Genomic DNA, 24,315 nt, shown 5'->3' on the forward strand with positions numbered 1-24,315 from the left:
TTTCGCTTCATACCCAACCCATCAGGGAGGGGGAGATCATGAAAATGAGCAATATCGCTTCTAATGCTTCCTACCTGGCGTCGGGTGGTAGTTTTATTTTTTGGGCTAAAGAGCTGATAGCTGGCTTCACCCCTGATGAGTGGACGGTAATTGGTGTGCTTGGTTCGTTATTCTTTATGGCCCTGACATTCATGCTTAATGCTGGCGTCAAGATTTGGGATCGTCGCCACGGCTATAAACCGGATGGTGAGTGATGGCCTTGACCAAAAGCAAATTAAGCGCGGCTGTCCTGGCTCTGATTATGGTTGCAGCACCGGCCACCATAATTTTTGATCAGCTATTGGATGAGAAAGAGGGTAACCGGCTGGTAGCTTATCCAGATGGAAAGGGGATTTGGACTATTTGCCGTGGTGCTACTCAAGTTGATGGCAAACCGGTAGTGAAAGGGATGAAGCTGTCAGCAGACAAGTGCGCTGCGGTCAATCAGTTGGAGGCTGACAAGGCTATTAGCTGGGTGAAGAAAAATGTCCGGGTACCGCTGACTGAACCACAGATTGCCGGTATCGCGTCGTTTTGCCCCTATAACATCGGCCCGAGTAAATGTTTTACCTCCACCTTTTACCAAAAACTCAATGCGGGCGACCGCAAAGGCGCATGCTCTGAAATCAAACGCTGGGTATATGACGGCGGTAAAGATTGCAATATCCGCTCAAATAACTGTTATGGGCAGATAGAACGGCGTGCACAGGAAAGCGAACTGACCTGTTGGGGGCTGGATGAATAAGGCCATTGGAATAGTCATTGCTGTGCTGGTGGTTATTGTGTCGGCTCTGTTCTTTAACAGTTATCGACTTTCAAATGATATCCAAAAAGCGGAAAAATCGCTGAGTGATGAGCAAGCCACAAACATGGCACTGGGAAACGTCATTGATGCATACCAGGTGAATGAAGCCGCCAACCGAGCAGCTACAACCCGCCAGCTAGAGAATGAAAGGAAACTACGCAATGAAAGTGAAGACCGGCTTAAGCGGTTTCTGGCAGCGTCGTCAGATGATGAGTGTGCTATTCAGCGCATGCCTGACGCTAGCATTAACATCCTGCGCGAGTAAGTCGGTACCACGGCTGGCAGTTACCTGCCCTGTATTGCTACCGCCAGAGTCTGCATTAATTGAATGTGAAGTGCCGGAATTCGGCGGTACCACTTGGGGAGATAGTGGTCTTTATGCGCTGGCATTAAAACGCGAACTACGGATCTGTAAGGGGCGGCTCGATGATGTTATTGGCTGGCGACAGAATATTTTGAAGGAAACTCATTGATCAGTACCAATAATGGTAATCTTCCTTATCTCATTAGAGGGAGAAAGCTATGAATTGGGAAGCTATATCAGCGTTAGGAACTTGGGCTTCAGTTATTGTGACATGTGTAGCTCTTATTTATGCCGCAAAAGCTTTGAGTACATGGAGGGAGCAGGAAAAAGTAAAAGCTAAAATGGGTTTCAAAAAATCCCTTCTAAACTTTAGGCAGTCGTTCATATTTATGCCTGATAGATTTGACATGCAGTTGGCTGCGGCAGGTAACAGTTTGATACTTATGGGTGATGCCGCAGGTTCTGAGAAATATAATCTCATTGAATATGCGAGAGGCCTAAAAAATTTAGTTGCAACCTATGAGAACTGTAATGGGTGTTGGGTAGCGACGGAACATCTTTTCGATGGAAAGGTAGAGAGTGAGTTATTTAATGAGCTTATCGATAGATTCAATGGCTACCTTGCTGGCAATACAACTAAAGATGAGTTTGTAAAATTATTAATAAATCTATATTCACGTAGGTTTGTATTTGAACACAAATAATGGATGAGCCGTTTAATCACGGCTTTTGTATATTTGGCGGTTATGTCAATATCACTGACCACCAGCAGAACTATTTTGCTTTAATAGCTAAATTTTCACATGTCATATTTGTTGAAAACAATTGGTCCACAGCTGCAAACAAGGTGAATTCCGACATCAAAAACGCGCAAGTAGCGAAGAACCATAAAATCATCATATTTGGCCGACTTTTGGGCTGTAAAGTGTCTTTGATGCGTATAGTTAGGTCAAGTGCACAACAAAGTATTAAAAATACGCTGATAGCGACCGTAATATTTCTAATGAGATTATCAGATGTAGGATGAATACAGGAGGCTCTAAAGCTCATTAAGAATACGATACTTACTACTACAAAATAACTTGCGATGCTTGCGCATGATTGAGTTATTAGTTTACTAAAGGGCCTGAAATACTCTAGGTTTATGTCTTGAATCTTCAATGTATTACCTATTGTATACGCAATTATAATATTAACTGCATTACAGATGGCATTCACTGAGTGCCATTGATAATGCGCAAGCAAAGCCATCAGTAACACCTTCCGCTCACCCTGAGCATGGTTGCTGGTGGTTTTTTTATTTAGGAAGGTGGGCGACCGCTGGTAGTTGGAGCTACTAACGGCCATTCATACCCACAGGATCGGTCATGAGTACGAACCAAGGCCCACTTGCTCTCGAGAGCAGGGTCATAATAGTTGGAACATGCAAAATGACCATAGTAAAAAATCAGAATAAATTAGAGATAGCCTATAAATCACTCAGTTCGTTGATTGTTTACGCAAAAAATGCCAGAACCCACTCAGCAGAGCAGGTAGATGAAATTGCGGCGAGTATTAAACAGTTCGGTTGGACAAACCCAATTCTTATTGATGAACGGGGAGAGGTAATCGCGGGTCATGGTCGTTTATTGGCAGCAGAGCAGTGTGGTATTGAACAAGTTCCAACCATCACATTATCTGGGTTAACGGAGTCTGAGAAAAAAGCCTATCGTCTTGCTGACAATAAATTGCCGCTGAATGCCGGATGGGATCAGGATCTCTTAACTTTGGAATTAAATGATTTATTGGCAGAAAATTTTGACCTTGGTCTAACCGGATTTTCGTCTGATGAAATCGATCAAATGTTGAATGTCGATTTTCTGCCTGGTAACGAAGATGATCAGGGAAAGCTCGATCACCTGGACGCCAAACTCTGCCCACACTGCGGGGGTGTTTTATGACAACACTCACGGTGGATTGGGCGACTCATCAGGCGGCCAGCTTTGCATGCCTTAACTGGCATTATGCTAAAGCGGTTCCGGTCGGAAAATTAGTAAAAGTGGGTGCGTGGGAAGATGGGAAATTTATTGGCGTCGTTATTTTTAGCCGCGGCGCTAATAACCATATCGGGCAGCCATACAGTTTGCAGCAGGATCAAGTTTGCGAACTGACCCGTGTAGCATTACGCCAGCATATATCGCCAGTTAGTCAGATATTGGCTAAAGCGATTAAATTTCTTGCTGATGTTTGCCCTGGTCTGCGGCTAATCGTCTCCTATGCAGATAAAGACCAAAATCATCATGGCGGAATTTATCAGGCCACCAATTGGATATATGAGGGGTTATTTGGGGCCGGAACGGTGGGTGCATTCATTATCAAGGGTAAGAAAACCCATCCGCGCAGTGTTTCAGCCAAAGGGGTAAAGCAAAACCTTGAATCAATCCGCCAGCATTTAGACCCCAATGCCCAAGAGTTTAAAACGTCAGGAAAGCATAAATACCTGATGCCTCTCGACAAGAAAATGAAAAAAATCCTGATGTCACGTCATAAACCCTATCCCAAGAGGGCATGACGATGGATAAGCCGACGCTAGATAAGGTGGAGGCATTGGCAGGGCGTGGATTAACCGAACAGCAGATAGCCGACACACTAGAAATCGACATTGATAATTTAAGAAGAGATAAATCAGCAATCTCGCTTTATCGGCTGGCTGTTCGCCGGGGAAAAGCTAAAGGGATAGCGGATATATCCAATTCTCTGTTTATCAAAGCCAAGAAAGGCGACACGCGAGCCATGATTTTCTTGCTGGAGCATTTAAAACCAAAATGTGAGTAAAAAATGAAAAAGCCGGATTGGGAGGCGATAAAGCGCGAATACTGTGCCGGACAACTTTCAATTCGCGCATTAGCTGAAAAGTACGGTGTCAGTGATACTGCAATACGGAAGAGGGCTAAAGCTGATGAATGGCCTAAGCCCGAAAAGGTTCGCAAAACAGGTTCGCATCATTCCGGTGCGAACCTGCGAACCAAAGATAAAAAATCAATCACTCCAATTGAAAACCAAATCAATTCAAACTGCTCACCAATTGAAAATCAAATTGAAGAAAGCTGCTCTATCGCCAGTAGATACGGGCTTAACGATATGCAGGCGAAATTTGTCAGTGAGTATTTAATTGATTTAGATAAGACTACGGCATATAAACGGGCCGGATATAAATGCGAGGGATTAACCGGTGCTGCCGCTGCCCGTCGGTTGTATCGCCATGTATCGGTAAACAGAGCCATACGCGATGCTATGGAAGCCAGAGAGAAACGGACGCATATCACGCAGGATGCCGTTTTAAATTGGTGGTGGGATATTGCCACGGCCAACGCCAACGAAATTTCAGAGTTTCGTCGTTTATGTTGCCGCCACTGTTGGGGGATTGAAAATAAATACCAGTGGATTAACGAGCAGGAATATCAGGAAGAGTCAGAGAAAAGGACTAATAACGGAAAACCTGCGCCACTGGATGATGGCGGTTACGGTTTTGACAGTACGCTCGATCCCAATCCAGATTGCCCACGTTGTAATGGTGAGGGGCAAGGCAGGGCGCATTTTCATGATTCGCGGGATTTATCGATTTCGGCACGCCGCCTTTATGCCGGAGTCAAGCAGGGCAAGTTTGGCTTAGAAGTCATTACTCGTAATCAGGACGACGCGCTAAAAATGGTCGGGCAGCATTTGGGTATGCTGAAAAATAAGACCGAAATCAGCGGCCCTGATGGTGGTGCCATTAGCCAGGTGAATTACATGCCAGAAGATTATGCGAAAGCACAGCAGATGCTAGAGGGTAAATTGCCGGGGTTGGATTGAATACTGACAATCAGACGCGCTTGCCAGCTTCACTGTAGGCTTCTTCACGATCCCGTTTACCCACGGCAACCACAAAAACCGTGATTTTTTCGTCTTGCACCTGATAAATCAGGCGGTATCCGGCGCTGCGTAGTTTTATTTTGTAGCAATCAGGTAAGTCGCGCAGTTTATTGGCTTCAACGCGTGGATTTTTAATCACTTCGAGTAGCTTTTTCTTAAATTGCTGACGTACGGTATCGCCGAGCTTATGCCATTCCTTTAGCGCCCGGCGATCAAAATCAAGATTATAAGTCATCCAGTGACACCCTGACCGGTTGTGGATTGGCTAAACGTTCTCTGACTACGGCGACCAGTGCTTGATCTTCATCGGTCAGCAACACGGATTTAAAGGGCAGTTTGCCACTTTGTGCCACATATTCCAGTGTCTGGCGCAGCAAATCAGAGGGGGTGACCCCCAGTTTTTCCAGTACCGCATAAGAACGATCTTTTAAGTCATCATCAATGCGAATATTAATGTTACCCATCTTTGAACCTCACTTATGTAATGACATCTGTAATTACAAATGTCATTTTGTCCCTATCGGGCAAAAAGTGCAAGGGGAATAATGGCGATAAATCACCCAACCATGGCGCGATAGCAGGATCACCACATGAGCGATATTCTCGAATGGGAAAATCTGGATTTCCCGTCGCGTGTCGCCCTGAAATCCCGATCGGAAAAGTCTTTTCTTAATTTCACTCGCATTTGGTTTGAGCTGCTGCAAAGTGACCGGTTACTGGTGAACTGGCATCATAAAATGATGGCCGCAAAGCTGGATGATTTGGTCAATAACCGGCTGCAACCGCGCAACCTGATTGTGAACGTGCCGCCAGGTGGGACTAAAACCGAGTTTATTTCGGTTCATTTGCCAGCCTATATCAATATGTTGGTGCAGACTGGCCAGTTACGGCGCTTTCGAAATCTCAATGTGTCGTTTGCTGACACACTGGTAAAACGTAATAGCCGCCGCACCCGCGATATTATCGCCAGCCCTGAGTACCAATCACTGTGGCCTTGCCGCTTTGGTATTAATCAGGCGGAAGAGTGGGAAATCGTTAATAGCCGTGGCCGAATGGTGGGGCAGACGGTTTCACGCTCCAGCGGTGGGCAATTAACCGGTGGTCGTGCGGGTTTCCCCGGCCCTGATTTTTCCGGTTTTGTTGGGTTGGATGATTACAACAAACCCGAAGATATGTTTTCGGCCACCAAACGGGCCAGTGCGAACCGTATTTTGGTGAACACCATCCGCTCACGACGCGGTGATAAGAGCAAAGAGCATCCAACCCCGTTTGTTTCTATCCAGCAAAGACTTCATACCGACGACGCTACCGGATTTATGCTGTCCGGCAAGATGGGGGTGGATTTTCACCACATCACTATTCCGGCACTGGTCAGTGAAGAATACATCGATGCGTTACCGGAGCCGTGGCGCTCACAATGCTGGTTCTCGGTTAAAAATAGTGAAAGTGTGGTGGTCGGCGGGGTGCGTTATTGGTCTTACTGGCCGGTAAACGAATATGTTGGTGATTTGCTACGGTTGTGGGAAAGCGATGAATACACTTTCATGTCGCAATATATGCAGCGCCCACGGGCATTGACTGGCGGGTTAATTGATACCGACTGGTTTAAACGCTACACCCATTTACCCCCGCTGACTCACCGCGCCGTTTATGTTGATACCAACTCCGGCAAAATTGAAGATTATAACGATTACACCGTCTTTACCCTGGTGGGGATGGGGGTTGATGGCAATCTCTACATTATTGACAGTGTGCGTGGCCGCTGGGACCCGGAGGACTTACTGACCACAGCCCAAGACTTATGGGAGAAATGGCGGCCGTATAATCCGAAACGCCCCGCGCCATTACGCCATATGGGGATTGAGGATAAGCAAGCTGGGCAAGGTCTGATTACCACACTAGTCAAACGTAAAAGTATTCCCATTTTAACTATTCCCCGCGGTTCGGGCCAAAACAAGCTGATCCGCTGCCTGAATACCATTCCGCAGATGAAAACCGGTTGTGTCTATCTTCCGGCACTGATGACCGACGATGGTCAAAAAATCCCGCAGGTGTATTACTGGGATGGCGCGGTGGCTGCCTCGACCGATTGGGTGCTGCCTGCACTGACGGAATGCGCTGATTTCTCAGCAGATGACAGCCATAAAAACGACGACATCCTCGATACAATGATGGATTCGATAGAGATCGAATTAATTGCTGGTGGCAGCATCAGTTATGACAAGTGGGTTTAACGATGAGTGAAACACTGGATTTTGGCGGTAAACCCCGCATTCGCCTGACTGCTGATGGTTTGTCGAATGTGATGACTGGCATGGGTACCGACCGTGACCGGCGCATGTATAGCCGCTTTATGTATGGCGCGATGCAAGATTTTGCCGAGTTGGAGGCGGCTTATACTGAAAACTGGATCGCCCGTTCGATTATTGATATTCCGGTTGATGATGCCACTCGCGAATGGCGCTCATTTCCGTCAGATGATGCTACCGCACTACGCAATGCTGAAAACCAGTTCAATATTCAAGGGGTCACCCAAGAGTCCTTTAAATGGGCCGGATTGTATGGCGGGGCGGGGGTATTGATGCTGACCGACCAAGACCTGTCTCATGAATTGGAATTAAAGAATATTAAAAAAGGCTCACTTAAGCGCTTGCTGGTGTTGGATCGCATGTTGATCAATGGGCAGCAATACAACGTTTCTAACCCGCTAGCCGAAAACTTTATGCAGCCGGATTACTACCTGGTAAACGGCGGCCAGCAGAAAATCCATTTCAGCCATTTTGTTCGTGCGCCCGGTGCTGCCTTGCCGATGCGGTTACGCATGATTAACGGTGGTTGGGATGATAGCCGTTTGAGGCGCTGTCTTGAGGATGTGAAAGATGCCGTCGCCGCCAAAGGGGGGATTTCTTCGCTAATTCTGGAAGCCAATATCGACATCATCAGCAAAGAAAATTTAGCCACTGACTTAGCATCTGGCGATATGGATGAAGCCATAGCCAAACGCTACAACACTTTTGGCATGATGAAATCGCTATTTCGGCTGGCGCTGCTGGATTCCAAAGAGAGCTTTGATCGCAAGCAAATCTCATTCGGCGGCTTGGGAGAAGTGTTGGCGGTACTAATGGAGTGGACGGCGGGCGCATCAGGTATTCCGATGACTCGCATCTTCGGCGTACAGGCCAAAGGACTAGGGGATTCAGGGCAAGGCGACCAGAACAATTATTTCAGCACCATCAAAGGGGATCAGGAAGCGAAATACCGCCCATTTTTGAAAAAACTGGATGAGGTGCTGGTGCGTTCGACCCTTGGCACTATGCCTGATGGTCTGGATTTTACCTTTGCGCCACTGTCACAACCAACTGATAGCGAGATATCGGCTCAGCGACTGGCTGATGCACAGGCTGATGATATCCGTCTCCAGCAAAAAGTGGTGTTGCCGTCGCAAGTGGCCCGTAAGCTGATGGAGCAAGGGGTTTATGGTATTCAAGAAGATGACATCACCCGACTTGAAGATGATGAGTCAGCCGAGCGGCAAGGTGATTATCAATTCCGGCTTGGCAACACTGCAGGCGATGATAAAAAACCAGCCGCCGCGTCGGAGGGCGCAACTCAGGCCAGTTAAACTGACAGATGAAACCGAACGTTATTATCGTGCTCAGTTACGTGAAATGGTTCGGATGATGGCCCAGTCGATTGATGAAGTATTATCACCGGTTCTGCGTCGTAATTATACCGCTGACAGCTATCTGGTCGATATCATCAAACAGTCAATCAGGCAGGCCGCCGACAAATTCAATAGCTCGGTGATGGGCCGTCAGGCTGACCGATTAGCCCAACGCGTGGTGAGTCGCGCAGAATCTGAAAGCTCTGCGGCATTTGTTGAGCAAATTAATCGCGCTATCGGTATTGATATGACCTCATTAATGGTCAATGAATCATTAGTGGATTATTTCGATGCCTCGGTCGAAAGTAATGTCGCCCTGATTAAGTCACTGTCGACTGATTATTTCGATGATATTCAGCGCGAAGTGATGGACAGCATCACGCGCGGTGACTCGCTCAGCACCATGGTCAGAAATCTCCAGCAAGTGACCGGTGCCAGCTATCAGCGTGCGCATCTTATTTCCCGCGACCAAACTGCCAAAATCCGCAGTGATATTACTCACACTCGGCAGGTCGGCGCGGGAATTAACCGTTTTCGTTGGTCTACCTCACAAGATGTACGTGTGTCCGGTAATCCCGCCGGTAAATACCCACGGGCCAAAATCAAATGCTTTGAAATTTCCCGCACTGATGTGGGTTATGGCGCAGGTATTTATCTTTGGTCGCAGGGTGCGGCTTATCACGGTGAAAGCGGATTATTCCCCGGCAGAGCCCATATTGGTTGCCGCTGTCATGCCATTCCCCAAATCAAGGGGCTTGATTACTAACAGGATATATTATGCGGATCGCCGTTCGTGACCGCGTGTCCTTTCCGATTAATTCCCAACGAGAAATGACCCCTGAGGGCTATTTAAAAGTCCCCGGGCGGGTTGCGCGCGTCGGTGTGCAGCAATATCTCGCCTCCGAACTGGGATTAAAAGACAGGCCACCCGGTCAAATCGTCAATGTGTACCGGCCACCGGCTGAGGTGTTTGATCCGGTCAGTCTGGCCAGTTATGACAATAAAGACGTCACCATTGATCACCCTGATGATTTGGTGAATGCCCAAACTTTTAAGCAGGTTACCGCAGGGCATGCCATTTCGCCGGGGCGACAAGATGTTGATGACCCTGATTATGTGGTGGTCGATCTGCTGATTAAAGATCAGTACGCCATTGATGCCATCAACCAAAATAAAGAGGAATTATCCGCCGGTTATACCTCTGAATACCGTTATGCCCCCGGTATCGCGCCCTGCGGTACTGCCTATGAATTTATTCAATGCACCATCACCATCAACCATATCGCACTGTGTGATCAGGCCAGAGCCGGACACCTGGCGCGGTTATTTGACCGTAAACCCAAGGGAGTAACCCCCATGTATAAAGTTGTGCTGGATTCCGGCGTGCGCGTAGAGGTGGCTGACGAAGCGACCCAGCAGCTAATCCAATCATCGATGGATGCGCTAAAAAAACGTGTTAGCGACGCAGAGGAAGGGCAGGAAAAAGCCGAAGCCGCCAAGGATGAAGCTGAACAGAAAAAAGAGGAGGCCGAAGCCAAAGCCGATGCCAAAGATGAAGAAATCGCGGCATTAAAAGAAAAATCGTCTGAGGATGCGATTTCGAAGCGGCTGGCCGATGTGGTGGCAGCGCGTGACTCTGCTATCAAAATTGCCGGTGCAGAATTTAGCTGTGACGCGGTAGACCCGCTGAAAATCAAACGTGCCGCGCTGGACAGTGCCGGGATCAAATGCCGCAAATACCCCTCATGGGATAAAGCCCCGGATGCTTACCTGGCAGCTTATTTCGACGCCGAAGAAGAGCGGCGCGAAAACGAGGACGACGATGATCCGGATGATAAAAATGAGGTTAATGACTCCATCATCAATTTGGGTCGCGATATGAAGAAAGTCAAAACCGGCGATGCACAAACTACCCGTGATAGCGTGCGCCAAAGCTGGCTGGACAAACGTTATGGCAAACAAGCGGAGAATAAATAATGGCGATTGCTCAGAGTGAATTCACCAAATGGCGCGGTAAAGCCTACGAGGGCCAAATTTCAACCACGGATGTCTGTGAAGTGGTCTCGCGTCGGGTGGAAACCAAAATGGTGTCCTTTGGTCGGGCAGTGATGCGTGGGGTGGGCGCGCGTTCTTGTGCACCTGTCACGCCGACCACTACCACCGCCCAGATTATCGGTTTTACCGTGCGTTCGATGGCGGTATTCAGCAACAGCGTGCCGACCAATCCGCCAGATTATGAAGTGGGTTATGAGGTCAATCATGTGGCGTCGTTACTGCGTCGTGGGCCGATGTTTGCCTTGTGTGTCGATGGTGCCAGCGCAGGCGAAACCGTAACAGTCATTACAGCCGTAGGGGTGAATCAGGGCCGGTTAACCGCAGGCGGTACCGGAGTTGAATTAGATTTTGTCCGCTGGGTTGATGATGTAGTGGCCGGTGAAGTGGGTGAAATTCGCGTTGATGGCATTCTGGCATCTACACCTGCAGCTGCTGGCGGCGAGTAAAATTAAAGGAACATATTCATGAAACGAAGTGTATTTGACGTCAGCCCAGTATCGGCGCTCTCTTTTCTGGTGCAACAGGCCGCCCATATTGAATCGGAAATTTATCGGCTGGAATATCCGCAGTTTAAGTACAGCACATTGCTGCCGCTGGATAACAGTGCGCCCGACTGGGTAAAAGTGGTGGCGTTCCGCTCGATTGATGCCCGTGGTGAGTTGCAGGTATTTGGCCCGAATTCGACTGATGTGCCGACGGTGGATATCGCCATGAATCAGGGCTTCCATGAGATCAAAACCGCCGCGCTGGGTTACACCTATTCCATTGAGGAAATCGGTTTTGCCATGCTCAATAACGTCAATTTGGATGCGGAGCGCGGTCAGGCGGTGCGAGATGTGGTTGAACAAGGTCTGAATAAGATTTACTTGCTCGGTCACAATGACATTGGCGAGGGGCTGTATACCAGTTCCAATGTGGGGGTGGAGGCGGCTCCGGCGACCTTAGTCGAGTTGGTGGCTGCTATCCCTACCAAGGGTACCCAACCGATCATTGATTTCTTTGGTGCCGCTTATAACCAAGTGTACCTGAAGAATACCGTCACGGTTCACCGCCCTAATGGTTTTGTTCTGCCCTCGGAACAACATCAATTATTGATGCGCACCCTGTTATCAACTCATAACGCTTCAAATGTCACCTTGCTGGAATTCCTGCGCACTAACTTCAAAGATATGGATTTTGATGATGATGTCTTGCTGGCTGGAGCCGGGGCAGCGAAGAAAGATCGCCTGGTGGTGTACAAAAAAGATATGCGAGTAGTGAAAGGCCACGATGTGATGCCACTGCGCTTCCTCGCACCAGCCACACCAGACAACGTTAATTTCAAAGTGCCAGCCGTTTTACGTACCGGTGGCACTGAATGGCGTATTCCTAAAGCCGCTCACTATGTCGATGGGGTTTAATCATGTTTGAACTCACTAACTTGCACACATCACCGCTGACGGTGACCGATGAGGAAACCGGCCAACGCATCACGATTGCTGTTGGACATTCAGCGGCGGTGAATGGCAACTTTACTCGCCACTTATTTACTCAGGCAGGCATGATGCGCGCCGAACAATTCGATGCTCCACTTAATGAGCATGCAGATGATAGTGGGCTGGATATCACTGCGGTACGTGATGAATATGAAGCCTTATTTGGTAAAAAAGCACCCTCGGCGGCTAAAGCGTTAACCTTGCAAAAGGCGATTGATAGCAAAAAAGCCGAGCTGGCGCAGAATGATGTCACGGAGCCAGAAACCTCAGCGGATGATACCGATAACATTGATAACCCGTCCGCGTGACGGGTTTTTACTTTAGGGGGCGATGTGGATATTACTGCACAAATTGTGGCTGACTTTCGCGAGTATTACCCGGAGTTCAGCGATACCACCTTATGGGCTGAGCGCGAAGTGATTCAGGCATTGGAGGAGGGCGACTCGGAAACCGGCCAACGTTGGCTGAAATATCATGCCCGCCCGGCATCAATCAAAAAACGTGGCCTGTTTGCCTTTGCTGCCCACCGGTTGGTGATGCGTAAAAGGGCTATCAGTGGTGATGTTGGGGCGGCTTATGCCATCTCATCAAAATCGGTCGGTGATGAATCCACCTCTTTTGCGGTTCCGGCGGTGACTGCTGACGATCTCAATATCAATGGTGATTTACCACTGACCACCTACGGGGTGGAGTTCCTGCGCTTGCGCCGCCGAGCCGGTACCGGGGCCATGATGGTATGAAACTTCGGGCCGAAGTACGGGGCGGGACAAAACTGGCGCAGAAATTGCGCCAGATCCATCAGCGGGCAACGGCAAAACGTCGAGTGCTGGTGGGGCTGCCGGAGGGGACAGGGGTGTATGAAGATGGTGCTCCCATTGTGGTGATTGGTGCGGTACAGGAATTTGGCTCAGCTGACGGGCGTATCCCTGAGCGCTCATTTCTGCGGGTGCCACTGCGACAAAATCAGGACAACATCAAAAAAGCCTTTCGTGTGCTGACGGCGCAGGTCACTCGCGGCGAAATCACGGCATTCCAAATGCTGGATCAGATTGGTGCGCGTGCGGTGGGTTATTGCCAGGAGGCGATAGAAGCCGGTATTCAACCAGGCAATGCGGATGCCACGATTGCCGCTAAAGGTTCCGCAACCCCGCTGGTTAACCACGGTACGCTAAAAGGCGCACTTACTCATATCGTGGAGGATTAATCATGTTCGGTAATGGCTTGGATATGCACGGACATATTGATGCCACCTTTAATTCGCCTATCGAGGGAGGCATTCGATTAATTCGACCGACTGCGGGTGACTATAGCGGCCTCGGAGGTATTTGGCAGCAGGGAGAACCGCAGGTCACCGAATTGCAGAAGGTGAATGTGCAGTCGGCAAAATGGAAAGATATTCAAATGCTGATCGGCATGGGCGGCACGGCTAACCCGCAGGATCTGCGAGTGGTACACATCAACGATGGTGTGCATTATCTTTGGCCCGATGATGAGGGGAAATTTAGCGACTTACTGGAATTCAGCGACGGGCTGGCAATGCGGCAATGGCGGGTGGTGGCTTGTGATAACCGGCCTTGGCGCAGCTTTTGCCGTGCACTGGTTGAACGTTATCGAGGTACTGGCTGATGGAAACCATTGAAGAGATGTATCCGGTATTTCAGCAACTCATTTCACTCGCCGCTGCAGTCCCCCTCGAACGTGTTGTATTAGCCGATCAAGGCCGTAACCCACCAATAGGTAATAGCTTATATGCCACTTATAACCCGGTGCCGGTTCGGGCCTATGGGCAAACGCGGCGCAAGCGCCAATTTATTCCGGCCATTGCTGAAACTGATCCGGCGCTAGGGGAGGAGTGGCAAGACTTGCAAGAAATAGCCTGTACCTCAATGGAGTTTTTACTGTCGGTCAATTTGCTCAATAGCGGTGCGGCGACCGCCGCTATGCATTTAGCTAACGCCAATTTCCTGACGCCCGTCAGTGATTATCTGTTCCGTCACAAAATCGCCTGGCGTTTCTCCAGCAATCTCCGAAATCTTACCGGACTGTTACAAGCCGGACTACAGCCGCGCTATCAGGCTGATATCCATTTATTCATTGAGAAAACCGTATCCTACGCGCTATTACGCGCTGCAGGGTTTGACATTCAAATTAGAGAAAGAGACAGCTCTTATGGCTTATCCGGTTGATAATATTATCCCCGTCAATCTTATTCTGACGGCGGCAGGGTTGGGCTACGGTGATTTTTCCAGTGCGCTGACCTTTGCTGATCCGTCAGATTTAGTTGAGGGAGGTAAGTTTGATGCAGATTCATTCCGTGACTATGCATCACTGCCAGAACTAGGCGCAGATTTCCAAACTGACAGCCCGATTTATTACATTGCCACCCGCTACTTTGCGCAAATTCCCAAACCGCCACAAATTACCGTCTGGATGAAAAACGAAGAAAATTCACTGTTGGAAATTGTGAATAGCGCCACTGATCGTATTTGGCGTTATCACTACTTCTTTAAAGCCAGCGATTTAACCAGCAATGACATTATTCTCCAGTTGGCCGATTGGTCTGATGCCAATAGTCATCCGGTCTGGTGGACATTTAGCGCTAACGACATTGCTGACCAGAACAAGGTGGAGGATGTGGTATCACTGCTGAAAAGCAAAGGTAACCGCCATGTGTTTGCAGGCTATAAAACCGCTGAATCCGTGACTACTGACCCGACCCAAGCCTATTCAATGGTGCAATTGGCCGCGGCGTTCCATAAATTCAGACCAACAGGGTTAAACACCGCCATTACCGGCGAGTATCAGGTGTTACCGGGGGTGATGGGCGATGATATGGCCACCAGTGCTTACAATGCCTTAAAAGCCAAGAACGCGGTATTTTTCACCAAAATTGAACTGGCCGGGCAAATTGATAACAGCCGGGTGATCAACAGTAAATCGATGTCGTCCTATGGCGAATTTATTGATGATGTGGTCAATCTGGATGTATTGAAAAACCATATTCAGGTGGACGGCTATAACTACATAGCTAATGTCGGTACCAAACGAGCGCTAACGCCCCGCGACTATGACGGATTGCTGTCTACGATTGCAGCTACCTGCAAACGCTTTTTCAATAATGGTGTACTCGGTACTGGCTCTTATGTTGATCCTGACGATGGCGTGACGAAAGTGGCTGATTTTGGTTTTGTTATCCGCTCCCGCCCTGAGGATGTCCTTGCGCTGACCTCCGACCAACGCAAAAAGCGCGTTTATCCATTAACCACCCTGTTAGTGATTTTAGGCCGTGCCGGTCATATCGCTGAAATCAATGCCACCGTGGAGTAATCCCTTATGACCATGCACAGATACGGCGCTGATGGCTCTAACCTCACCGTCTTTGGTATCCCGATTGATGATTTTGGTGATACCGACCCACCGATCACCATTGAAGATTTAGAACCTCGTGCCGCGCTAAAACGCGGTATCGGCGGCACGTCAGTACGGCTGGACAATAAAACCCGCGCCAAACGCTTGACCATCAACCTGATCCCTGGCTCGGTGCAGGCACGCCAGTTATTAGCGGTGGAAAAATCCGGTATTGATGCCACCTTTACCTTTTCACAGACCGGCACCGATGAACGCTTTGCCGGGTTCGACGGCATCATGACTAACCGTGGCTCAGCCACCCGCGCCGGGAAAAGTGGCGTGTCGGATGAACAATTTATTTTTGAATTTGCTGACTCAGAGGAAACCTAATTATGGGGCGTCAAATTGAAGTCGTGATCGGTGACACCCTTTTTCGCGGGGCAACATCGCCGGCCAGAGATCAGGTGGAAATGCTGCAAATCGCCGCTAAGTCTGGTTTGTTACCGGCGATCAATCCCAATGTCACCGCAATGGGTATGGCGGCCAGTTTAGCTTCCGTCGATATGATGAGCTTAAACCGCTTGAAAGAGCTGTGTTTTAACAGCGGTAGCATCGTTCGCCAATCCGATAACATCCCGGTGGGCGAAAACCTGTTCCAAGATGAGGCCCATAATTACCTGGTATTGCTGGGACAGGTACTGAGGGAAAATATCGGCCCTTTTTGGCAACTCAGCGGCGAGGGAAAAAGCGCGGAAAACAATCCGCAGCACCCTCCCGCGTAGACTGGTTTTTATGGCGACCTTGCGCCGGTGCCGGGCAACACTGCCCGCCACTGGCAAGGTGGTCTGATATGCTGGATGGCACTTACACCATTGATGATGTGCAACTGATGCATGATGTGTTAGATGAGATTATGGCGGTGGTGGTGACGAAGAATGATTTGCCTATGTGTTAGCAAATTGTACTTGGGACAAGCTAAATTTGGATAGGCCAACTTGAAGATAACTTAAACTAACTTAAATTAACCCAACCTTTAGTTGCTCAAAGATGAGCATTGGTAATACACTTGGCTATGATCAACATAAGCACATGCATGAACAGCGGAGGATATATGTTGCGATCGACTCGTAGGTACTTACGCGCTGCTGGTAGCATCATGGATATCATGCCTTCGACTAATTACGAAAAGTATGTGAAATCTGCCAGTGATAGTGAGCAGATTCACGGTGACTTAATAGCTATCTCTAATGATATGGCAAAAGTAATTGAATCATATGGAAAAAAAATCAAAAGCGGCTCCGGAAAATCCAAAGAAAGAGCTGGATTGCCAACAAAGCACGGATAGTAAAGAGCTAGAGCTGGTCGACAAGATTGAATCAGAACTTATTGAACAGCCCGAAGTACTTGAACGTTTGTTGGAAAAACCAAGTATTAAGCGTCAAATATCCATGTTTCAAGGCCCCTTGCCGCCACCGCAAATGCTATCTCAATATGAAAAAATACTCCCAGGCGCAGCGGAAAGAATTTTCAGCCTAACGGAAAGAGAACAAGCAGCCAGGCATGGAATCCAAGATAAAGCCATTAATGGGGCGATTGGGAAGGATAGAAGGGGGCAGTGGATGGCTTACTCTATCACCTTATTTATTTTGGTGATTGCTGTTGTTTTTGCGTGGCGAGGCGATAAATGGTTCGCTGGAACATTAATAACACTTGATCTGATAGGCTTGGCATCTGTGTTTGCGATTGGACGATTAAGTCAAAGTGATGATTAGCTCACCTAACCCGCTCAGGCGGGTTTTTGCTTTCAGGTTACATATAACAAACGGGAATATTTGGCATTAGCTAATATCATTATTTTTTTACAGAGTGACACTAAATCGCATGGATTTTAAACACAAATTAATCATAGGACTCGTAGCCTTCGTGTTGGGCGTTCCATCATCAATCTATGGATTTCAGTGGATTATGTTTAAATTATCAATGCAAATGGTGAATTGTTCAGAAGATATAAGTCGTGGAGTATCTTCTCTTTTACCAAATGATCAGCTTCAACAGGATTTCTCTTTGGTTGCTACCGAATTTGAACAGTGTCGCAAAAATATAGATATCAAAAAAGGAAGCGTAGAATTTATCAAGGAAGAAATAGCTAGAAGCAAAAAAGATATCGAATAATAATTATGTACAATTAACTTCTCGCCAGTATTACATTCCTGACTTGATCATCAAACCCGCCATCGAGCGGGTTTTTTTATACCTAAAATATGAGGTTTCCATGTCAGAGACAATTGATTCTCTATTGGTTTCCCTTGGCCTGGAAACAGATGCAAAGAGCTTTCAAACCGCCAATGATGCCGTTAAAGGGATTAAAGACGGCATATTGCAACTGGCCGCCGCAGCCGGTACCGGTGTTGGGTTAAAAGCCCTGACCGCTGATTTATCTGCCTCAGTATTAGAAATGGACAGGCTGAGTAAGATTACCAACTTTACCGTTAAGCAGATTGACGGCCTACGTTATGCGATGCGCAGTCTTGGTCTTAGTCCGGATGCGGCGAATCAGATTGTGCAGAAAATCCCTGACCTGCAACAGCGTGCCAGACAAGGGGAGTTAGGCGACAAAGCCTATTGGAATGGTGCATTTAACCCGACGGAATTTGCCAATAAAACCGGTATGGACTCGCTCAAGTATCTTATAGATGCTTATGGCAAAATGGATAATGACCAGCGGCGAAATCTGCGCAGTGGAATTGGCAGCGGTGATAATGATCCTTTTACCCGCTTATTGGAAGGCGGTAGCAAGGGGCTTAATGCCTCACTGAAAAATTTTGCAGAGTTATATAAACCGCTCGATCCCAAGCTTATTGACTCAGCCAATGAGTTTAATAAAGAGATGGCGGATCTGGCGACTAACTTTGACAATCTGGCCCGTTCAATGGGTGGCGACTTACTGTCAATCATCAATGCGATATTAGAAAGTATTAATCAGTTTATTAAAGAAAATCCCGAAGTCTCCAAAGCGATTTTGACTGCTGCCGGTTTGGCCGGTACCGCCGGTGCATTAAAGTTTGTCGGCGGCATGCTACCTGGCGGTGGTAAGCCACCCGCAGGTGCAGCTGGTGGGCGTGGCTGGTTGTCACGCTTGTTGGTCAATCCGGTCACCATCGGCGCGGCGGCGGCATTAACGCCCGGTAATATTTTTACCAGTGCCGACGATGCCAAAGCCATGAGTAATCCTGATGCGATAGGGCGGCAGAACTGGGCTAAAAATAACCCCGGCGTGCCTTACCCCAGTGATAGCAGCGACCTTAATAATCTGGTTGATGATCCCAACGTTCGCCAGTATCTGGAGGTGCTATCCAAAGCCGAGGGAACCGCCAGTTATGCTAATTCTGGCTATAACACGATGTTTGGCGGCGACCAATTCTATGACAGCAGCGACCACCCACGGCAATTAAAAGAGTTCACGCAAACGGACGGCACTAAAAATAAAACCTCGGCTGCCGGTCGTTATCAGTTCACCAGCGGCTCTTGGGATGATGCCGTCAAAGCGCTTAATTTGACCGACTTTTCACCACGCAGTCAGGATCTCGCCGCGTTGTTTCTTATTCAACGTGCCGGTCAGCTAGAAAATGTGACGAACGGGAATTTTGCTGATGCCACCAGCGGGCTTGGCGGGGTGTGGGCCTCGCTACCTTCATCAAATTACGCCCAGCCCAAACGTTCATGGGAAGAGATTCAGGGCTACAGCGACCGCCAAACCACCCCCATGCAATCAGTTGCCGCATCCCCGCCCCGTGGTGATGTCAGACTGGAACAACACAATATTATCAATGTGGGTACCGTGGGCGGTGATAGTGAATCCATCCGTGACGGGGTGCTACAGGCCACCACTCAACTGGCCCAGCAAGCGCGCGACATGATGCATACGGAGCACTACTGATGGCTATTACCGGACTATTTACTCGTAACCGACCGAAAATCGGCAATCTCTATTTTGATGCATTACTGGAAGAGTCGAGCGAGCTGCGTACTGATGTCAGTGAGTTCCCGCTGGAAGATGCCAATACCGCCCACGATAACGCGGTGACCCGCGCGTTGGCGCTAACCATGATTATCGGTGTGTCCGATAACTGGTTTCGTGAACTGCTGGCCCAGCAAGATAGCAGCATTGCCGGACTACTGGGGGCCGGAGCCAGTATCACAACCGGTATGGCGGCCAGTTTGCTTTCTGGCCGGGCGGCGGCGCTGGCAGGAGTGGCTGCTTCGGTTGGCACCAGTCTCTATTCCGGCAGCTTGGGATCACAATCGCGCTCAACCCGTTCGCAAAATTTACTCGAGCAATTGCGTGAATTACAGCGCTCACATACGCCGTTCGAATTAGTGGCCAGCCGTGGGGCCGCCTATAAAAACTGTCTGATCACCAATACCCGCACCCAATTGAAAAAAGAGAATGAGGGCGGGTTGGAGATTGTGGTTGAACTGTTGCAGCTCAATATTATTTACGACACCGTTGCTGAAACCAATGACAACTTACCCTATGGCGATAGTGCTGCCACTCAGGGGCAACGTGAATACTCATTTGGTGAAGTTTTTGTCGAGGCCACGTAATGAAAGTTATCCCATTAAATAATGGTTACGCGGTACAGCGTTTTCGGGTGCAATTAAATAATCACTATTTGGTTTTTCGTTTGCACTGGCTCACCCGTTTTAATTATTTCTGCGTCGATATTTATGAACAGGGCGAGCCGGTAGTTTTGGGGCGTGCTTTGCATATTGGCGTTAATTTATTGGCGGGACTCAATACCGATATTGGCCTACTGATATTAGCCGGGGAGACCCCGACTATCGCCAATCTTGGCATTAATAATCGCCTGACATGGTATCCCGATAATGAGTAGCTATTTTGGCCGTAATTACTTACTGACCATTACCCCAGTGAGTGGTGATGAACTTACCTATCAGCCGCCATTAGAGATCCGTTTTGCTGTCGATAATACCCCGCAGAATGTCGATGCTACTGCCAGAATCACCCTATACGGCATTTCAGCACGCACCCGCGCCTTGATCCAGCGCTATGACGACAAAGAAAAACGTTATGGCAACCTGGTATTAAAAGCCGGTTATGGCGACAACATCGGCACGATATTCAGCGGACGCATTCACAATGTCGAAGTGGTCAAAGAGGGGGTAAATACCTGCCTGCGGTTATATTGCCGCACGATTGGGCTGGCATGGAATACCACTATATTTAAAACCTGGGGGGCGAATACTCCTGCTATTGAAATGCTCAAAGATGTCGCCGCGGCTTTTGGCCTTGATGTTGAAGTGATTGGTGACTTTTCCGACTTACCACGTTTTGCCACTTCCTATAATTCTGGTGGCCGCTTGTGTCGCGATATTCTCGATAGCGTAAAAGATGACTGGAAATATTACTGGATGATCACGCCATCACGGGTGCTATTAGCCAGAGAGGGAGCCGCCAGAAAATGGGCGACCCATGAGATCACCGCTAAAAATGGTATGGAAAGCGTCCCGCGTTGGTATCTCAGCACTATGGAAATTGACGTCAAAATGAATCATCAAATTCAGCCGGCTGATGTGATTAATGTCACCTCAAGTTTTTGGACGATCAATTTCAGCGGCATGTATAACTCCGACCTCAATAATCTGGCGAATATTCAGCAGCAGACCGGCCAGTTTAATGTGCTGCGTACCTACCACGAAGGTACTTTATGGGGTGATACGTGGAAAACCACGCTGATCAGTCAATGGCGTATGCCCTGAGGTAATGATGATTGAGAGCAACCCGCTGTATACCACCATGATGCTGCTCAAGCGCGATATGGTGCGTGACCTGATGATCGGCATGCCCGGCAAAGTCATTAGCTATAACGCCGATCAGCAACGCGCAGTGGTGGAGTGTGGCATTCAGCGTCATATCGGTGACGGTCAATTTAAGACACTCCCCGTTATCGAACATGTGCCGGTGCAATTTTCTGGCAGTGCCGAATGGACGGTTTTTCATGAATTACCCGCGGGTACCGAGGGTTATATTCATTTCAGCCAACGTTCTATCGACAATTGGCTCAGTCAGGGGGGGCCGGTAGCACCACTGGATGCACGGATGTTTAATCCGTCCGATGCTTTCTTTGCCCCCGGTTACCGCTCACAGCAAACCGCGATTGCGGGCTTGCCGACCGAGGGGATTGGTTTAACTAACAAAAGTGGCGGGGTGCGCATTCACCTCACTGATAGTGGAATGACTTTGACGGCTGGCGGTACCTCATTGGCGCTTACCGAATCTGGCATGAGTTATAGCGGCCCTGAATTTACCAATAATGGGCAAACCACCCTTAATGGTCGTACTGAGGTCACTCAAGGTGGCTTGGCGGTTGGCGAACTGGAAGTTGGCGACCACGACCACGGCGGCGTGCAACACGGCAATGATCGCACTGATGGGCCGCAATAGCTCATTACCCTGATTTCATTCTACCTATTATCGCCCTGGCTTATGCCGGGGCTTTTTGTTTCCGGAGGCACTGTGATCCGCAATTTCCAAAATGGCGACATTGTTACCCACGGCAGCCAGTTTGCTAGCGGCAAAGAAGAAACCCGGCAAGCCATGATCTGCTGCCTACGATTATTTCTTGGCGAGTATTTTCTTGATGCCACCGAGGGAACGCCGTGGTTCCAAAGCATATTGGGCAAAACCTCACGCGATATTGCCGAAGCCAATATTAAACAGCGCTTATTGGCGGCCAAAGGCGTGCTGACCATTAACCGCTTTGAAATGGATCTCGATATGAAGAATCGCAAAATAACGATATTTGCCGCGGTGATTGATATTAATAACGACGCATTTGATTTCCTGTTCACTGAGGATCTTATCTAATGGCAACCATTAATCGTGACGGGGCTAGCGGCACCACGCTGAGTGAATATCTGGATACTATGCGCCAGCGTTATCTTGCTATTGATGATGGCTGGAATATTAACCCGGAATCGCCAGATGGTCTGGCAATAGCGGTCTGGTGTGAGGCATTAGCTAATTTGGATGAAGCGGTAATTAATGCTTATCACGCAGCCGATCCCAACTCAGCGATTGACCAACAATTAGACCGCATTGCTGCGTTCGCTGGAATCAAACGCAAAAGTGCGACCTATTCAACTGCCACCGTTAATTTTAGCGGTATCGCTTTTACTCCGATCAATGCCGGAACATTAATCAGAAATAGGGCGACTAATACCTTATGGGCGACCGATGGTGATGTTATTACTGACGCGGCAGGGAATGCGACGGTGAATGTCACTTGTACGCTGGCAGGGGCGCAGGGGGCCAATAGTCATAATCTGACCATTATTGCCACATCGATCGGCGGCATTACGGCGGTGACAAATAACACAGCAGCGTCAATGGGGTTGGATATAGAAACCAATAATGCATTTCGCATCCGGCGCAATGAATCAGTGGCATTACCTGGCTCCAATCAGATTGATAATATTTATGCGGCGCTGGTCAATATTGATGATGTTAAACGAGCGCGGATTTATGAAAATTTTGAGGATCAAGCCGACGAGAATGGGGTGCTCGGTCACTCAATGGCGATATTTGTTGATGGTGGCAGCATCGAGGATGTTATTAACAGTATTGCCATCAATAAAAGCCCCGGCTGTGGGTTAAACCGTTATAACACTTTCCCTAATAAAATCTCGTTGGATACTGTTACCCCAAAAGGTAACCCGATCACCGTAACCTTTTTTCGCCCCCAACTAATACCGGTCTATGTACGGGTAGAGATCGCCAGTAATAGCGAATTTATTGACGAAGAGATAAAACAGGCGATTGTCGATTACAGCATTACCGGTTTTGATCAGACCAATGGCTTTTCTAAGTTGGGTTTTAAAATTGGTGAAAGTATTGGTGCGGGCCGTTTATTTACCCCAGTCAATTATTTGGTGGCCGGTAATGGCTTTGTGAATGCGATTACCGTTGGTACTGCTGTCGAACAGGCCAATGAGAGTGCAGTGAGAATAGCCTTTAATCACCTCGGTGTGTTCAGTACTGAGAATATCGAGGTGGTTTATGTATAACCACCGCAAAAAAGCGCTGTCACGGATTTACCTGCAATATAAAAATGCGCCGAAACTGCTTGAATGGATCAGTATTTTACCGGACATCAGCCAATCTTCACTGGAAGAGCAGATCACTAAAATCAATAACCTGTTGGATATTGATAATGCCGAGGGCGATCAACTGGATATCTGTGGTCGCATTGCCGGATTTACTGAGCGGCCACTCATCCGCAGCGATTACTTATCGATATTTGCTTATAACGGTACCGGCGGCGCACAGCCCTATAATGTCGCGCCGTATAAAGCCCCGCATGAACAAATCGGCAAAGTTCCGGTGTCGGATTATCTCTATCGCATATTAATCAAAGCCAAGATCCAGAAAAACAACACCAACGCCACCTTGGATGAAATCAAAACTGCCGTTGATTACATTCTGGATGTTAATTCCGCCATCATCGATGGGCAGGATATGACCATGAAAACTATCTGGGTCGATAAACCGATCCCCGCTAATGTCTTAGTGCTCATTCAGCTATTTGATTTAATCCCCCGACCGCAAGGCGTCAAAGCCAGCCTGATCCGCGTTAACCATCATCCCTTTGCCTATAAAGGCACATTCGACGCTCAGCCTTACGGCATGGGCGCTTATATCTAATTGGAG

The 24,315-nt window shown here is 48.4% G+C and carries 34 protein-coding genes; 32 read left to right on the top strand and 2 right to left on the bottom strand.

The window, feature by feature from the left end; translation table 11 throughout:
* Positions 1-38: 38 nt before the first annotated feature.
* From FTA91_RS02535 to FTA91_RS02575, 8 genes are all read left to right on the top strand, one after another.
* Positions 39-254 (top strand): phage holin, encoded by a 216-nt coding sequence (locus tag FTA91_RS02535; protein WP_005174491.1) that lies wholly within the window; start codon positions 39-41, stop codon positions 252-254.
* Positions 254-784: a lysozyme gene (locus FTA91_RS02540; protein ID WP_145582893.1), complete on the top strand. Its 531-nt coding sequence runs from the start codon at positions 254-256 to the stop codon at positions 782-784. Before FTA91_RS02535 ends, FTA91_RS02540 begins: the two co-directional genes overlap by 1 nt.
* A gap of 221 nt (positions 785-1,005) precedes the next feature.
* The gene (lysC, locus tag FTA91_RS02550; RefSeq protein ID WP_145554115.1) at positions 1,006-1,317 is read left to right on the top strand and encodes an Rz1-like lysis system protein LysC; all 312 of its coding nucleotides are present in this window, start codon (positions 1,006-1,008) and stop codon (positions 1,315-1,317) included.
* Positions 1,318-1,366: 49 nt separating this feature from the next.
* Positions 1,367-1,852, top strand: a complete 486-nt coding sequence (locus tag FTA91_RS02555; RefSeq protein ID WP_052489937.1) for a hypothetical protein — start codon at positions 1,367-1,369, stop codon at positions 1,850-1,852.
* A gap of 726 nt (positions 1,853-2,578) precedes the next feature.
* Positions 2,579-3,088 carry a ParB/Srx family N-terminal domain-containing protein gene (locus FTA91_RS02560; protein ID WP_145582905.1) on the top strand — a complete coding sequence of 170 codons (510 nt, stop codon included), beginning with the start codon at positions 2,579-2,581 and terminating at the stop codon, positions 3,086-3,088.
* Positions 3,085-3,699, top strand: a complete 615-nt coding sequence (locus tag FTA91_RS02565) for a Mom family adenine methylcarbamoylation protein (RefSeq protein ID WP_145582907.1) — start codon at positions 3,085-3,087, stop codon at positions 3,697-3,699. The genes FTA91_RS02560 and FTA91_RS02565 overlap by 4 nt, the downstream gene beginning before the upstream one ends.
* Positions 3,696-3,962 carry a hypothetical protein gene (locus tag FTA91_RS02570; RefSeq protein WP_235896819.1) on the top strand — a complete coding sequence of 89 codons (267 nt, stop codon included), beginning with the start codon at positions 3,696-3,698 and terminating at the stop codon, positions 3,960-3,962. Before FTA91_RS02565 ends, FTA91_RS02570 begins: the two co-directional genes overlap by 4 nt.
* A 3-nt stretch (positions 3,963-3,965) precedes the next feature.
* Positions 3,966-4,982 carry a terminase small subunit gene (locus FTA91_RS02575; RefSeq protein ID WP_145582909.1) on the top strand — a complete coding sequence of 339 codons (1,017 nt, stop codon included), beginning with the start codon at positions 3,966-3,968 and terminating at the stop codon, positions 4,980-4,982.
* A gap of 10 nt (positions 4,983-4,992) precedes the next feature.
* On the opposite strand, the gene FTA91_RS02580 is transcribed toward FTA91_RS02575, so the two are convergent.
* Both FTA91_RS02580 and FTA91_RS02585 read right to left on the bottom strand, forming a co-directional pair.
* The gene (locus FTA91_RS02580; protein ID WP_012105238.1) at positions 4,993-5,277 is read right to left on the bottom strand and encodes a type II toxin-antitoxin system RelE family toxin; all 285 of its coding nucleotides are present in this window, start codon (positions 5,275-5,277) and stop codon (positions 4,993-4,995) included.
* Positions 5,267-5,506 (bottom strand): type II toxin-antitoxin system RelB/DinJ family antitoxin, encoded by a 240-nt coding sequence (locus FTA91_RS02585; protein ID WP_012105237.1) that lies wholly within the window; start codon positions 5,504-5,506, stop codon positions 5,267-5,269. Before FTA91_RS02585 ends, FTA91_RS02580 begins: the two co-directional genes overlap by 11 nt.
* Positions 5,507-5,632: 126 nt before the next feature.
* On the opposite strand from FTA91_RS02585, the gene terL reads away from it, so the two are divergent.
* The 24 genes from terL to FTA91_RS02705 all read left to right on the top strand — a co-directional run bounded on the left by terL (position 5,633) and on the right by FTA91_RS02705 (position 24,309).
* The gene (terL, locus tag FTA91_RS02590) at positions 5,633-7,276 is read left to right on the top strand and encodes a phage terminase large subunit (protein ID WP_050094903.1); all 1,644 of its coding nucleotides are present in this window, start codon (positions 5,633-5,635) and stop codon (positions 7,274-7,276) included.
* 2 nt (positions 7,277-7,278) lie between these two features.
* The gene (locus FTA91_RS02595) at positions 7,279-8,664 is read left to right on the top strand and encodes a DUF1073 domain-containing protein (protein WP_145582911.1); all 1,386 of its coding nucleotides are present in this window, start codon (positions 7,279-7,281) and stop codon (positions 8,662-8,664) included.
* Positions 8,615-9,472: a phage minor head protein gene (locus tag FTA91_RS02600; RefSeq protein ID WP_235896820.1), complete on the top strand. Its 858-nt coding sequence runs from the start codon at positions 8,615-8,617 to the stop codon at positions 9,470-9,472. Before FTA91_RS02595 ends, FTA91_RS02600 begins: the two co-directional genes overlap by 50 nt.
* Positions 9,473-9,483: 11 nt before the next feature.
* The gene (locus tag FTA91_RS02605; RefSeq protein ID WP_145582912.1) at positions 9,484-10,683 is read left to right on the top strand and encodes a DUF2213 domain-containing protein; all 1,200 of its coding nucleotides are present in this window, start codon (positions 9,484-9,486) and stop codon (positions 10,681-10,683) included.
* The gene (locus FTA91_RS02610) at positions 10,683-11,207 is read left to right on the top strand and encodes a structural cement protein Gp24 (protein WP_145582914.1); all 525 of its coding nucleotides are present in this window, start codon (positions 10,683-10,685) and stop codon (positions 11,205-11,207) included. Before FTA91_RS02605 ends, FTA91_RS02610 begins: the two co-directional genes overlap by 1 nt.
* Positions 11,208-11,225: 18 nt before the next feature.
* Complete coding sequence (locus FTA91_RS02615) at positions 11,226-12,161, top strand: DUF2184 domain-containing protein (protein WP_145582916.1); 936 nt, start codon at positions 11,226-11,228, stop codon at positions 12,159-12,161.
* Positions 12,162-12,163: 2 nt separating this feature from the next.
* A complete protein-coding gene (locus tag FTA91_RS02620) occupies positions 12,164-12,544 on the top strand; it encodes a hypothetical protein (RefSeq protein ID WP_145582917.1) in 381 nt (126 codons plus the stop codon).
* A 24-nt stretch (positions 12,545-12,568) separates the two neighbouring features.
* Entirely contained in the window at positions 12,569-12,976 is a 408-nt protein-coding gene (locus FTA91_RS02625) for a DUF4054 domain-containing protein (protein ID WP_025378620.1), read from the top strand.
* Positions 12,973-13,440, top strand: coding sequence for a hypothetical protein (locus FTA91_RS02630; RefSeq protein WP_145582919.1), 468 nt, complete (start codon positions 12,973-12,975; stop codon positions 13,438-13,440). The genes FTA91_RS02625 and FTA91_RS02630 overlap by 4 nt, the downstream gene beginning before the upstream one ends.
* A gap of 2 nt (positions 13,441-13,442) precedes the next feature.
* Positions 13,443-13,862 carry a hypothetical protein gene (locus tag FTA91_RS02635; protein WP_145582921.1) on the top strand — a complete coding sequence of 140 codons (420 nt, stop codon included), beginning with the start codon at positions 13,443-13,445 and terminating at the stop codon, positions 13,860-13,862.
* On the top strand, positions 13,862-14,422 hold the full coding sequence (locus tag FTA91_RS02640; protein WP_145582923.1) for a phage neck terminator protein: 561 nt from the start codon (positions 13,862-13,864) through the stop codon (positions 14,420-14,422). Before FTA91_RS02635 ends, FTA91_RS02640 begins: the two co-directional genes overlap by 1 nt.
* Positions 14,406-15,563, top strand: a complete 1,158-nt coding sequence (locus FTA91_RS02645; protein ID WP_145582925.1) for a DUF3383 family protein — start codon at positions 14,406-14,408, stop codon at positions 15,561-15,563. The genes FTA91_RS02640 and FTA91_RS02645 overlap by 17 nt, the downstream gene beginning before the upstream one ends.
* 6 nt (positions 15,564-15,569) lie before the next feature.
* Complete coding sequence (locus FTA91_RS02650) at positions 15,570-15,974, top strand: hypothetical protein (RefSeq protein ID WP_025378479.1); 405 nt, start codon at positions 15,570-15,572, stop codon at positions 15,972-15,974.
* A gap of 2 nt (positions 15,975-15,976) precedes the next feature.
* Positions 15,977-16,366, top strand: coding sequence for a hypothetical protein (locus FTA91_RS02655; protein WP_050291215.1), 390 nt, complete (start codon positions 15,977-15,979; stop codon positions 16,364-16,366).
* Positions 16,367-16,858: 492 nt separating this feature from the next.
* On the top strand, positions 16,859-17,356 hold the full coding sequence (locus FTA91_RS02660) for a DUF2335 domain-containing protein (protein WP_145510127.1): 498 nt from the start codon (positions 16,859-16,861) through the stop codon (positions 17,354-17,356).
* A 193-nt stretch (positions 17,357-17,549) separates the two neighbouring features.
* The gene (locus FTA91_RS02665) at positions 17,550-17,756 is read left to right on the top strand and encodes a hypothetical protein (RefSeq protein WP_145510126.1); all 207 of its coding nucleotides are present in this window, start codon (positions 17,550-17,552) and stop codon (positions 17,754-17,756) included.
* A gap of 100 nt (positions 17,757-17,856) precedes the next feature.
* The gene (locus tag FTA91_RS02670) at positions 17,857-19,521 is read left to right on the top strand and encodes a glycoside hydrolase family 24 protein (protein WP_145582927.1); all 1,665 of its coding nucleotides are present in this window, start codon (positions 17,857-17,859) and stop codon (positions 19,519-19,521) included.
* A complete protein-coding gene (locus FTA91_RS02675; RefSeq protein ID WP_019079697.1) occupies positions 19,521-20,189 on the top strand; it encodes a phage baseplate protein in 669 nt (222 codons plus the stop codon). Before FTA91_RS02670 ends, FTA91_RS02675 begins: the two co-directional genes overlap by 1 nt.
* Entirely contained in the window at positions 20,189-20,479 is a 291-nt protein-coding gene (locus FTA91_RS02680) for a phage baseplate plug family protein (RefSeq protein ID WP_046694911.1), read from the top strand. Before FTA91_RS02675 ends, FTA91_RS02680 begins: the two co-directional genes overlap by 1 nt.
* Complete coding sequence (locus FTA91_RS02685; RefSeq protein ID WP_129196008.1) at positions 20,472-21,365, top strand: baseplate hub protein; 894 nt, start codon at positions 20,472-20,474, stop codon at positions 21,363-21,365. The genes FTA91_RS02680 and FTA91_RS02685 overlap by 8 nt, the downstream gene beginning before the upstream one ends.
* Positions 21,366-21,372: 7 nt before the next feature.
* On the top strand, positions 21,373-22,050 hold the full coding sequence (locus FTA91_RS02690) for a Gp138 family membrane-puncturing spike protein (protein WP_129199248.1): 678 nt from the start codon (positions 21,373-21,375) through the stop codon (positions 22,048-22,050).
* 72 nt (positions 22,051-22,122) lie between these two features.
* Positions 22,123-22,473, top strand: coding sequence for a hypothetical protein (locus FTA91_RS02695; protein ID WP_049603932.1), 351 nt, complete (start codon positions 22,123-22,125; stop codon positions 22,471-22,473).
* On the top strand, positions 22,473-23,672 hold the full coding sequence (locus FTA91_RS02700) for a baseplate J/gp47 family protein (protein ID WP_145582929.1): 1,200 nt from the start codon (positions 22,473-22,475) through the stop codon (positions 23,670-23,672). The genes FTA91_RS02695 and FTA91_RS02700 overlap by 1 nt, the downstream gene beginning before the upstream one ends.
* Complete coding sequence (locus FTA91_RS02705; RefSeq protein WP_050880171.1) at positions 23,665-24,309, top strand: DUF2612 domain-containing protein; 645 nt, start codon at positions 23,665-23,667, stop codon at positions 24,307-24,309. The genes FTA91_RS02700 and FTA91_RS02705 overlap by 8 nt, the downstream gene beginning before the upstream one ends.
* Positions 24,310-24,315 lie beyond the last annotated feature (6 nt).

Origin of the sequence: Yersinia thracica, from assembly GCF_902170565.1 — a bacterium.
Classification (GTDB): Bacteria; Pseudomonadota; Gammaproteobacteria; order Enterobacterales; family Enterobacteriaceae; genus Yersinia; species Yersinia thracica.

Excerpts from the sequence above, each read along its gene's own strand:
- FTA91_RS02535 (WP_005174491.1), top strand. The coding sequence starts at position 39 with ATGAAAATGAGCAATATCGCTTCTAATGCTTCCTACCTGGCGTCGGGT.
- FTA91_RS02540 (WP_145582893.1), top strand. The coding sequence starts at position 254 with ATGGCCTTGACCAAAAGCAAATTAAGCGCGGCTGTCCTGGCTCTGATT.
- lysC (WP_145554115.1), top strand. The coding sequence starts at position 1,006 with ATGAAAGTGAAGACCGGCTTAAGCGGTTTCTGGCAGCGTCGTCAGATG.
- FTA91_RS02555 (WP_052489937.1), top strand. The coding sequence starts at position 1,367 with ATGAATTGGGAAGCTATATCAGCGTTAGGAACTTGGGCTTCAGTTATT.
- FTA91_RS02560 (WP_145582905.1), top strand. The coding sequence starts at position 2,579 with ATGACCATAGTAAAAAATCAGAATAAATTAGAGATAGCCTATAAATCA.
- FTA91_RS02565 (WP_145582907.1), top strand. The coding sequence starts at position 3,085 with ATGACAACACTCACGGTGGATTGGGCGACTCATCAGGCGGCCAGCTTT.
- FTA91_RS02570 (WP_235896819.1), top strand. The coding sequence starts at position 3,696 with ATGACGATGGATAAGCCGACGCTAGATAAGGTGGAGGCATTGGCAGGG.
- FTA91_RS02575 (WP_145582909.1), top strand. The coding sequence starts at position 3,966 with ATGAAAAAGCCGGATTGGGAGGCGATAAAGCGCGAATACTGTGCCGGA.
- FTA91_RS02580 (WP_012105238.1), bottom strand. The coding sequence starts at position 5,277 with ATGACTTATAATCTTGATTTTGATCGCCGGGCGCTAAAGGAATGGCAT.
- FTA91_RS02585 (WP_012105237.1), bottom strand. The coding sequence starts at position 5,506 with ATGGGTAACATTAATATTCGCATTGATGATGACTTAAAAGATCGTTCT.
- terL (WP_050094903.1), top strand. The coding sequence starts at position 5,633 with ATGAGCGATATTCTCGAATGGGAAAATCTGGATTTCCCGTCGCGTGTC.
- FTA91_RS02595 (WP_145582911.1), top strand. The coding sequence starts at position 7,279 with ATGAGTGAAACACTGGATTTTGGCGGTAAACCCCGCATTCGCCTGACT.
- FTA91_RS02600 (WP_235896820.1), top strand. The coding sequence starts at position 8,615 with ATGATAAAAAACCAGCCGCCGCGTCGGAGGGCGCAACTCAGGCCAGTT.
- FTA91_RS02605 (WP_145582912.1), top strand. The coding sequence starts at position 9,484 with ATGCGGATCGCCGTTCGTGACCGCGTGTCCTTTCCGATTAATTCCCAA.
- FTA91_RS02610 (WP_145582914.1), top strand. The coding sequence starts at position 10,683 with ATGGCGATTGCTCAGAGTGAATTCACCAAATGGCGCGGTAAAGCCTAC.
- FTA91_RS02615 (WP_145582916.1), top strand. The coding sequence starts at position 11,226 with ATGAAACGAAGTGTATTTGACGTCAGCCCAGTATCGGCGCTCTCTTTT.
- FTA91_RS02620 (WP_145582917.1), top strand. The coding sequence starts at position 12,164 with ATGTTTGAACTCACTAACTTGCACACATCACCGCTGACGGTGACCGAT.
- FTA91_RS02630 (WP_145582919.1), top strand. The coding sequence starts at position 12,973 with ATGAAACTTCGGGCCGAAGTACGGGGCGGGACAAAACTGGCGCAGAAA.
- FTA91_RS02635 (WP_145582921.1), top strand. The coding sequence starts at position 13,443 with ATGTTCGGTAATGGCTTGGATATGCACGGACATATTGATGCCACCTTT.
- FTA91_RS02640 (WP_145582923.1), top strand. The coding sequence starts at position 13,862 with ATGGAAACCATTGAAGAGATGTATCCGGTATTTCAGCAACTCATTTCA.
- FTA91_RS02645 (WP_145582925.1), top strand. The coding sequence starts at position 14,406 with ATGGCTTATCCGGTTGATAATATTATCCCCGTCAATCTTATTCTGACG.
- FTA91_RS02650 (WP_025378479.1), top strand. The coding sequence starts at position 15,570 with ATGACCATGCACAGATACGGCGCTGATGGCTCTAACCTCACCGTCTTT.
- FTA91_RS02655 (WP_050291215.1), top strand. The coding sequence starts at position 15,977 with ATGGGGCGTCAAATTGAAGTCGTGATCGGTGACACCCTTTTTCGCGGG.
- FTA91_RS02660 (WP_145510127.1), top strand. The coding sequence starts at position 16,859 with ATGGAAAAAAAATCAAAAGCGGCTCCGGAAAATCCAAAGAAAGAGCTG.
- FTA91_RS02665 (WP_145510126.1), top strand. The coding sequence starts at position 17,550 with ATGTTTAAATTATCAATGCAAATGGTGAATTGTTCAGAAGATATAAGT.
- FTA91_RS02670 (WP_145582927.1), top strand. The coding sequence starts at position 17,857 with ATGTCAGAGACAATTGATTCTCTATTGGTTTCCCTTGGCCTGGAAACA.
- FTA91_RS02675 (WP_019079697.1), top strand. The coding sequence starts at position 19,521 with ATGGCTATTACCGGACTATTTACTCGTAACCGACCGAAAATCGGCAAT.
- FTA91_RS02680 (WP_046694911.1), top strand. The coding sequence starts at position 20,189 with ATGAAAGTTATCCCATTAAATAATGGTTACGCGGTACAGCGTTTTCGG.
- FTA91_RS02685 (WP_129196008.1), top strand. The coding sequence starts at position 20,472 with ATGAGTAGCTATTTTGGCCGTAATTACTTACTGACCATTACCCCAGTG.
- FTA91_RS02690 (WP_129199248.1), top strand. The coding sequence starts at position 21,373 with ATGATTGAGAGCAACCCGCTGTATACCACCATGATGCTGCTCAAGCGC.
- FTA91_RS02700 (WP_145582929.1), top strand. The coding sequence starts at position 22,473 with ATGGCAACCATTAATCGTGACGGGGCTAGCGGCACCACGCTGAGTGAA.
- FTA91_RS02705 (WP_050880171.1), top strand. The coding sequence starts at position 23,665 with ATGTATAACCACCGCAAAAAAGCGCTGTCACGGATTTACCTGCAATAT.